The organism is Streptomyces sp. NPDC004838 (assembly GCF_053600955.1).
Map to the genome: position 1 here is coordinate 1 of NZ_JBSGAW010000068.1, position 8754 is coordinate 8754.

General features: G+C 73.4%; 5 protein-coding genes. 4 read left to right on the forward strand and 1 reads right to left on the reverse strand.

What is annotated here, in order from left to right; translation table 11 throughout:
* The first annotated feature begins 202 nt into the window (after positions 1–202).
* A complete protein-coding gene (locus ACWEFL_RS35940) occupies positions 203–2338 on the forward strand; it encodes an outer membrane protein assembly factor BamB family protein (protein ID WP_451721291.1) in 2136 nt (711 codons plus the stop codon).
* Positions 2339–2700: 362 nt separating this feature from the next.
* On the opposite strand, the gene ACWEFL_RS35945 is transcribed toward ACWEFL_RS35940, so the two are convergent.
* Positions 2701–2997, reverse strand: coding sequence for a GYD domain-containing protein (locus tag ACWEFL_RS35945; protein WP_451721293.1), 297 nt, complete (start codon positions 2995–2997; stop codon positions 2701–2703).
* Between the two features lie 888 nt (positions 2998–3885).
* Here ACWEFL_RS35945 and ACWEFL_RS35950 point away from each other — a divergent pair.
* The 3 genes from ACWEFL_RS35950 to ACWEFL_RS35960 all read left to right on the forward strand — a co-directional run bounded on the left by ACWEFL_RS35950 (position 3886) and on the right by ACWEFL_RS35960 (position 8563).
* Positions 3886–6579, forward strand: a complete 2694-nt coding sequence (locus ACWEFL_RS35950; RefSeq protein WP_451721295.1) for a hypothetical protein — start codon at positions 3886–3888, stop codon at positions 6577–6579.
* A 641-nt stretch (positions 6580–7220) separates the two neighbouring features.
* Positions 7221–7703, forward strand: a complete 483-nt coding sequence (locus tag ACWEFL_RS35955; RefSeq protein ID WP_451721297.1) for a nuclear transport factor 2 family protein — start codon at positions 7221–7223, stop codon at positions 7701–7703.
* A complete protein-coding gene (locus ACWEFL_RS35960) occupies positions 7700–8563 on the forward strand; it encodes an NmrA family NAD(P)-binding protein (RefSeq protein ID WP_451721299.1) in 864 nt (287 codons plus the stop codon). Before ACWEFL_RS35955 ends, ACWEFL_RS35960 begins: the two co-directional genes overlap by 4 nt.
* Positions 8564–8754 lie beyond the last annotated feature (191 nt).

Consider the following 8754-nt stretch of genomic DNA (forward strand, 5'->3'; position numbering starts at 1 on the left):
CAGCCGGCTCGACGGACTCGGCCTCGGTCACGTTCTCACTGGTCATCGATGCATCTTCCTTGATCGGGAGTTACACCGAATGATTTACAGTCCCGATCACCCTAACGAGCCGAAGTCAGTAGCATCGGTTCGCCGGGTCGTCCGCTCCTTCCGGGGGTGGGGTGCGGCGGGGTGTGCCGCAGGGGGCTAGGGGGTGTTGCGGATGGGTCCGGGCGAGGTGCTCGACGGCCGGTACGAGCTGGTCGGGGTGTTGGGGCGTGGTGGTTTCGGTGAGGTGTGGCGGGCCTTCGACAGGCGGGTGGGGCGCCCGGTCGCGGTGAAGATGATGCTCGCCGGGGACGGTGACGTGCGGGCGGATCGCGGCCAGTTCGGGCGGGAGGCGTCGGCGGCCGGGAATCTCAGCCATCCGCACATCGTGACGGTCCATGACTTCGGCGAAACGAGCCGCGGCGGAACGCCGGTCGTCTATCTCGTGATGGAACTCCTCGACGGGGAGCCGCTCGGCGCCGTTCTCGCCCGTGAGGGGCCGCTGCCGCTGGAGCGGGCCCTGAGGTGGGCGGGGCAGGTCTGCGACGCGCTCGCAGCGGCGCACGGGGCGGGGCTGGTGCACCGCGACGTGAAGCCCGACAACATCATGGTCCAGGGTTCCGGGGCGGTGAAGGTCGTCGACTTCGGCCTCGCCCGCAGCGACACGGCCGCCTCCGGCACCACGCTGACCAGTACCGATGTCATCGTCGGCACCCCTGCGTACATGGCCCCGGAGCGGTTCGAAGGAGTGGTGGGGGCGCCGGGTGACGTGTATGCGCTGGGGTGTGTGCTCACCGAACTGTGCACCGGCAGGCGGCCGTTCGACGGCAGTCTGTGGGAACTCATCCGTCGGCACGGGCAGGAGGCGCCTCCGGTGCCGAGCGGTCTGAGGCCGGGCCTCCCCGCCGAACTCGACCGTCTCGTCGCCGGCCTCCTCGCCAAGGAACCCGGCGACCGGCCCACCGCCGCCGACGCGCTCACCCGCATGCGCGGGATCGCCCGGCCGGCGCCGGTCTCCTACACCCCGACCCTCCGGGACATCGCCGCCGGCACCGGGGCAGGGGCGGGGACGGGAGAGCCGTCCCCGCCGGCCGGACGGCCCGGCCGGCCCACCGAAACCGCCCGTCGGCAGCCCTCCCCGCCTCCTGGCGCACCGGCCGCAGCCGTGGGGGGAACCAGCGGCGAAAGCGGCGGGGCAGCCGGGACACCACAGCCCCCGCCGCGCCCGACCGCCGCGGGCGGCAAGGTCCTGTGGGCCTTCACCACCAGCGGTGACGCGCTCGTTCCGTCGGTGGTGGCAGACGGCATCCTCTACGCCCGCAGCTACCGCGGGAAGGTGCGGGCGGTGGACACCGCCACCGGCAGGAAGCGCTGGACCGTCAAGACCGGAGCGGTGGAACCGCCGGTGGTGGCGGACGGAACGCTGTACGCCGGGAGCATCGGCGGGAAGGTGCGCGCGGTGGACACGGCCACCGGCCGGGTGCGCTGGACGCTCGACACCGGAGTCAAGGCGGCCGGGCCGCCGGTGGTGGCAAGCGGTGCCCTCTACCTGGTCAGCCGGGAGGGAACGGTGTACGCGGTGGACACCGCCACCGGCGGGACCCGGTGGACCCGTGCCACTGACGGTGAGGTGTACACGCGGCCGGTGGTCACAGGCGGCACCCTGTACTTCGGCGACAAGCAGGGAAGGGTGCACGCGGTGGATACGGCCACCGGCCGGGTGCGATGGACCCTCGACGCCGGAGACGAGGTGGCCGGGCTGCCGGTGGTGGCGGACGGCATCCTCTATGCCGGCTGCTACGAAGGGGCGGTATACGCGGTGGACACGGCCACCGGCCGGGTGCGCTGGACTCTCACCGCCGGCGAATCGGTGGGGACGCCGGTGGTGGTGGACGGGATCCTGTACCTCGGCGGCTGGGACGGAACGGTGTACGCGGTGGAGGCAGCGACCGGCGCGGTGCGCTGGACCCTCGGCGACACCGGCGGCCGCGTGGCGGGGTCCCCGGTCGTGGTGGAGGGCGGAGCCCTGTACACCGTGAGCCGGGACGGGAAGGCGTACGGAGTGGACACCGCCACCGGGAAGAGGCGCTGGGCCCTCGACATCGGCGATCAGGTGTCCTCAGCGCCGGTGGTGACGCAGAGAACCCTGTGCGTCCACGGCCACACCAGGGGGGCGGTGTACGGGGTGGACACCGCCACCGGCCGGGTGCGATGGACGCTGGCCGCCACCGGTTCAACGGGTCCGCCGGTGGTGGCGGACGGCATCCTGTACACCGCCAGCAGCCAGACGGTGTCCGCGGTGGCCGTCTGAGCCGGAGAACGGCTGCGGCCCGGACGGGCCGGCGAGCCGGGCCGGCGCCGGGCGCGGCGCGGATCGCGTTCTGCACGGCGAGGCTCGCGACCCGGGCCCGCCCGTACCGGGCCGGTGCCCGCGGCGGTCTGCCGTCGGCGCCGGCGACGAACCAGCGGCCGGCCAGGCGGAGCCGGCGGCGAGGCGGGTGAGGAAGGCGGCGGCCATCCGGGAGCGTCCGGCGTTGCGGACGCAGACAAAGCCGGTCTTCGGTGCAGACGGGCCGTGAACAGGGAGAAGGCCCCGGGAACAGGCCCAGGGGCCTCGACCGGTACGCCTGAATGTGTGTCACCCGTACAGCGGATCCTCCTCACGGAAGCCCGTCAGCCGGCGGCTTTGGCGATGATGCGGTCCATCTCCTCCCGGCCGAAGGCACGCAGGGTCGTGCTGCGGACGTTGCCCAACGCGCCGACCTGCAGGAGCACCGCGGTGGCGGTGTCGTCGTCGGGCGCCTCGACAACGGCCACGAGGTCGTACGGACCGACGGTCCAGTAAAGGCTCAGGACCTTCGCTCCGAGTCCCTGTGCCGCCGCGGCGAAGGCATCGGCGCGGCGCGGGGTGTCCTTGCAGTCGCGGACCCCCTGGTCCGTCCAGTTCAGCAGCGCGATAAACGAGGGCATGGCTCTTTACCTCTGTGAGTAGACACAACACATCGTGATCAATTCTGGGCATCGTGCGCGTAATTGCGCAGGAGAGGCGCATCTGGTCGAGTGACAGAGCCACCACACGCCTCCTCGAACGCCGGGCCCCGGCCGAGCCCGAGCTCCTCCCCTCACCGACAGGGGCATCCCCTCGGTACGCGGCCGGTCCCACCGGGCCCGGACCGAGCAGACACGCAGCGGAGCGAACACCGCGCGTCAAAGCGCGTCCCCGCCGGGACTTGCCGTCCGCGAAGAGCGCCAGCGCACGGCGAAGAACCACGCCGGCCCGCCGGGCCAGGCGGAGTCCAGCCCTGCCGGCAGCGCGGAACAGTTCACCGAACGCCTCCAGGAGACCGCCGCCGCCCAGGAGGGGCCGTCACCACGGTGCGGCAGGAGACCCGGGAAGCCCTGACAGCACTCCCGGCCGATGCCCGACCCCGCCCTGCGCCGGCAGACGACGGAACCGGGCGACGAACCGGCCGGCCCCCGCTCCCGCCGTCCGGCCCACCCCCCCGACCGGGTGACGCGGAGCAAAAAGGGGTGTAGCGCCGCAACCTCCTTCGCTACGGTGGTGCCCCCTCCCCGTCCCCCTTCCTCCCGCGGCCGGCGAGCCATCCCCGGAACCCGCCGGAGCTTCCGGGCCCCCTCCGGCCTCCACCGCACACCGCGCCCGGCCCGTGCCCGCTCTCACCCCCCACCCCCGACGGCATGCGTACCGCCCCGGCAGACCGCGCCCTCGCGGTCCGCAGGCCCCGGCCGCCGCCGCTTCCCCGGAACCCCCGCCGTGCCGTCCCCGCGCCCGCCACCCATCCCTTCCCCACTCCCCGCAGAGCCGGCGTTCCAGCGCCAGAAGGTGAGGACGTAGCCATGACCGCAGTCAACGACCCCTTGAGCGAAGCACGTGAACGGGTGCGGGTGGCACGCGAGTCGGGGGACCGGCCAGGGCTCGCGTCCGCTCTGGTCGTGCTGTCGGCGCACCTGCACAACGCCGACCGGCTGCCCGAGGCGATCACCGCCGCAGCCGAGGGGGTCGCGCTGTTCCGGGAGCTGGGCAACCGGGCAGGGCTCGCATGGGGCTTGGAGAACCTGGCGGCACGTCACGCGGCGGCAGGAACGTACGAGACCGCGGTGGAAGCGGCATCGGAACGGGTCGGGATCCACCGCGAGAGCGGCGACCGGAATGCAACCGCCACCGCACTGGTGACCCTCTCCGCATACCTGCAGAACGCCGACCGGCTGCCCGAAGCGATCACCGCCGCAGCCGAGGGGGTCGCGCTGTTCCGGGAGCTGGGCAACCGGGCAGGGCTCGCATGGGGCTTGGAGAACCTGGCGGCACGTCACGCGGCGGCAGGAACGTACGAGACCGCGGTGGAAGCGGCATCGGAACGGGTCGGGATCCACCGCGAGGACGGCGACCGGAATGCAACCGCCACCGCACTGGTGACCCTCTCCGCATACCTGCAGAACGCCGACCGGTTGCCCGAAGCGATCACCGCCGCAGCCGAGGGGGTCGCGCTGTTCCGCGAAGACGGAATCCGTCCCGCGCTGACCTGGGCGCTCCAGAATCTGGCGAACCGCCGTGCCAGGGCCGGTGACTTCACGGGCGCGGTGTCGGCAGCCGGGGAACGCGCCGAGATCCACCGGGCCGCGGGCGACGAACACGCCCTCGCGCCCGCCCTCGTCGAACTGAGCGCCTACCTCCAGAACGCGGACCGGCTCGACGAGTCCGCGGACCGCGCCCGCGCATCCGTTCTCCTGTACCGAAAGCTCTGGGACGGTGCCGGGCTCGCCTCGGCCCGCGCCCGACTGGCGGGCGTCGGCCGGCTGCTTGCCGCCCGGCAGCCCTGGGAGGACGGCATCCCCGCCCCGTACACCGCCGAGGCGACCTTCCCGCCCGGCGCTCCGGTCGCCGCGATCACGCGGGCCGAGGACCATATGGAGGTCTTCACCGTCGACGCCGGGGGCCGGCTCTGGGCCGCCTGGTGGAAGGACGTGTGGCGGACCAGCTTCCCGATCGACGGAGTGCTCCTCCCACCCGGGGCGCCGTTGGTCGCCATGTCCCGGATCGAGAGCCATATGGAGGTCTTCGGGGTCGGCACCGACGGGGTGGTGCGCGGGAACTGGTGGAACGGCGACGGCTGGCAGGGCTGGTTCGCCCTCGAAGGCCACCGGTTCGACCCGGGCGCGCATCTGGCCTTCGTCTCCCGGCACGAAGACCACATGGAGGTCTTCGGGGTCGACGCCGACGGCGAGCTGTGGGGCAATCCGTGGCACGACGGCACCTGGCGCGGCTGGTTCCGGCCCCGGGGCGAGGCGGAACTGCCGTCCGGGGCACCCCTCGCCACGCTGTCCCGTATCAGCAGCCATCTGGACGTGCTGGTGGTGGACGTCCACGGGGTGGTGCGCGGGAACTGGTGGAACGGCGACGGCTGGCAGGGCTGGTTCGCCCTCGAAGGCCACCGGTTCGACCCGGGCGCGCATCTGGCCTTCGTCTCCCGGCACGAAGACCACATGGAGGTCTTCGGGGTCGACGCCGACGGCGAGGTCTGGGGCAATCCGTGGCACGACGGCACCTGGCGCGGCTGGTTCCGGGTCGGCACCCTCGCGGCCTTCCCCGGCGGCGCGCCGCTCGCCGGGCTCACCCGGCACGACGACCACATCGAGCTCTTCACCGCCGATGGCCACGGGCCGCACGGCAACTGGTGGGACGGCAGCGACTGGCACGAGTGGTTCCCGCTGCGTCCGCGTCCGGTCGGGCCCGCCGCGCATCTCGCCGCCCTGAGCCGCCGGGAGGAGCACATGGAGGTCTTCGCCGTCGACCGGGACGGCCGCCGTGCCGGGACCTGGTGGTACGACGGCGACTGGAACGACTGGTACGACGTGCCGCGCGCCGTGGTCCCGGTCCCCGACGGCGAGATCCCGCAGGGCGACCGGCGCACCTTCGTCCTCGGCCGCGAGCTGAGCTATCTCTCCTCGTTCGGCATGTGGAATCCGATGATCTGTCATTCGGCCGAGGTCGTGGCGCGCAGCGACGGCAGCTACCGGTTCACGGCCCACGTGGAGAACACCGAGCCCGAGGGCGACTGCTCGTTCGATCTGGCGCTGGAGCTGGTCGGGACCTCGAAGCCGTTTCTCTTCGTCCTCAGCGGCGAGCTGGGCGCGCCGGGAGAGGAGTCCCGTGCCGCCCGGACGGGCCGGCGGACCCTGGGATTCCCCGCCGATCGGCTGATCGTGGAGGAAGGCACGTACGAGGCCCTGCGGGACCCGGCCTTCTGGCGCGAGGTCTTCACCTGCGCGGCGAGGTTCGAGATCGCTCCTCCGGTGGCGTGGAAGCACTACCCCGAGACGGAGCCGGACGGGCCGGACGAGGAGGACGCGGTTGCCGCGCCCCCCGCGGGGACGGCCGTGGGCCCGGCGGGGACCGGTGGCGGTGCGCACCCGGCAGGCGCATCCGCGGGGACCGGCGGCGGCCCGGTCACGTCCCCCGGTGAGGAGGTCCCGGGCACGCCGGGCCGGCCGGACGCTCCCGGGCCTGCGGCGAACACGGCCTCCTGGGCATGAGTGACGGGGCGTGCCGGCCCCGGGGGCCGCATCCCGGTATCCGGCCGCTTCGTCGATGCTCTTGCGGCGTCGCGATGGGGGGCCGGTGGTACGGCCCTCGGGGCCCCCTTTGACCATCTTCCGCATCAGCCCCGCCGTCGCCGGCGCCTTCCCCGGCACTCTCATCGCCGTCGTCACCGCCGCCGGGCGGGCCGATCGAGCGGCCCCCGGGCTGGGGAACCCGGACACGGCATCCGGGCGCCGGGCGGCCCCTCCCCCGGGTGAACCCGGTCGCGTGGCAGGGGCGTTACGGGTCGGGCGGGGGTTCTCCCCGGTCTCCCCCGCCTCGTCGCATCAGAACTCGCAGATCTGAGGCAGCGTCAACCCCCGTCGGATGAAGCCCCACGGCGGTGGTCCCGCCCGCCGGTCTCTCACCTCATGACAGCGGCCGGCCCGCCCGCAAGGCCCGCTGACCGGCGCCGGACCACGCCGGCCCTCCGGACCGGCGCAACCGGCTCTCACCGCCACCGGCGGCAACCCGAGAGAGCGCACCGGCCGTCCCGGAGCCGGCGCGGGCAGCACCCCCACCCTTCACATCCTGCATCATGTATGATCCATGGGCGGCGTTGCCGCTTACTCCGGCCCGGGAAGAAGGGACTGACATGACGAACGAACGCGACCACGAGGCCCGGCGACGGCGTGCCCATGAGGTGGTCGACCAGCTCCACGAGCGTCTGCTGGCACACGACATGATGGGGTTCGCCGACCTCTGGGCACCCGAGGGGACGATGGATTTCCCCTTCGCGCCGCCCGGCTGGGCGGCTCCGCGCAGCCGGGCCGAGGTGCGGGAGTACGTCCGCGACTACAACAAGAGCATCGACCCCCGGGCCATCAGGCATCAGACCCGTCATGAGACAGGCGATCCGGACACGCTGATCGTGGAATGGGGCGTCGACGCCGTCGCCGTCGCCGCCCAGAAGCCGTTCCCGATCGACTATGTCGCGGTGATCACCGTCGGGGAGGAGGGCATCACGTCCTACCGGGACTACTGGAACGCGCTGGGGGCGGGCATCGCGCTGGGCAGACTGCCCGGCATGGTGCGGGCCTACGAGGCGGCCGGCGCGGGGGAAGGGCGGCCGGCATGAGCACCAGGGGGAAGATCCTGGTCCTGGGCGCCTCCGGCAACACCGGCGCCCCGCTCACCCGGGCCCTGGCGTCCCGTGGCGTGGCATTCCGTACCGCGACACGGTCCACCGTGCCGCCGGACGGCGGGGAGCACATCCGGTTCGACTGGGAGGACCCGGCCACACACGCTCCCGCGGTGGAGGGCGTGGGGGCGGTGTACCTGGTCGCACCGGTCGGGGTGGCGGATCCCGCTCCGGTCGTCGAGCCGTTTCTCGCCGGGGCACTGCGCGTCGGCGTGCGCCGGGTGGTGATGCTGAGTTCGTCCGCGGTCACGACGGGCGACCCCGGGCTGGGCCAGGTCGACGCACTGGTGCGCTCACTCATGCCGGAGTGGGCGGTCCTGCGGCCCTCCTGGTTCATGCAGAACTTCGTCGGGGACCACCCGGTCGCCCACGGCATCCGGGCCGCGGGGGAGATCATCACCGCGACCGGTGACGGCCGGCTGGGCTTTGTCGACGCCCGCGACATCGCGGCCGTGGCCGCGGCACTGCTGACGGATGCGACCTGCGAGAACCGCGAACATCTCATCACCGGACCCGAGGCCCTGAGCTACGGCGACGCGGCGGCGCTGGTCAGTGAGGCCGGCGGCCGGCAGGTACGGCATGTGGACGTGAGCCCCGAGGAGTTCAGCCGACGCCTGATCGCAGCGGGGCACGAACCGTCGTTCTCGGCGTTCCTCGCCGCGCTGGACACCGACATCCGCAAGGGCACCCAGGAGCAACTCGCGGACACGGTCGAACGCCTCACCGGTCGCCCGCCGCTGTCGCTGCGGGCCTTCCTCACCGAGCACGGGGACGCGCTGGCGCCCACGGCACCGTAGCCTCAGCGCCGGCCCCAACGCCCGTCCCGACGCCCGTCCCAGCGGCATCCCGGCCGCACCGCCTCGCGCCGACCGGACGGATCCCCCCTGTGCAGGCCCCGGGTGTGCCGGGCCGGTCGGGGGGGGGCCCCCCCCCCCGGGCCGGGGGGCCCACCGCCCGGCCGAGGAGCAACGACCCCCGGGCCCCGGGT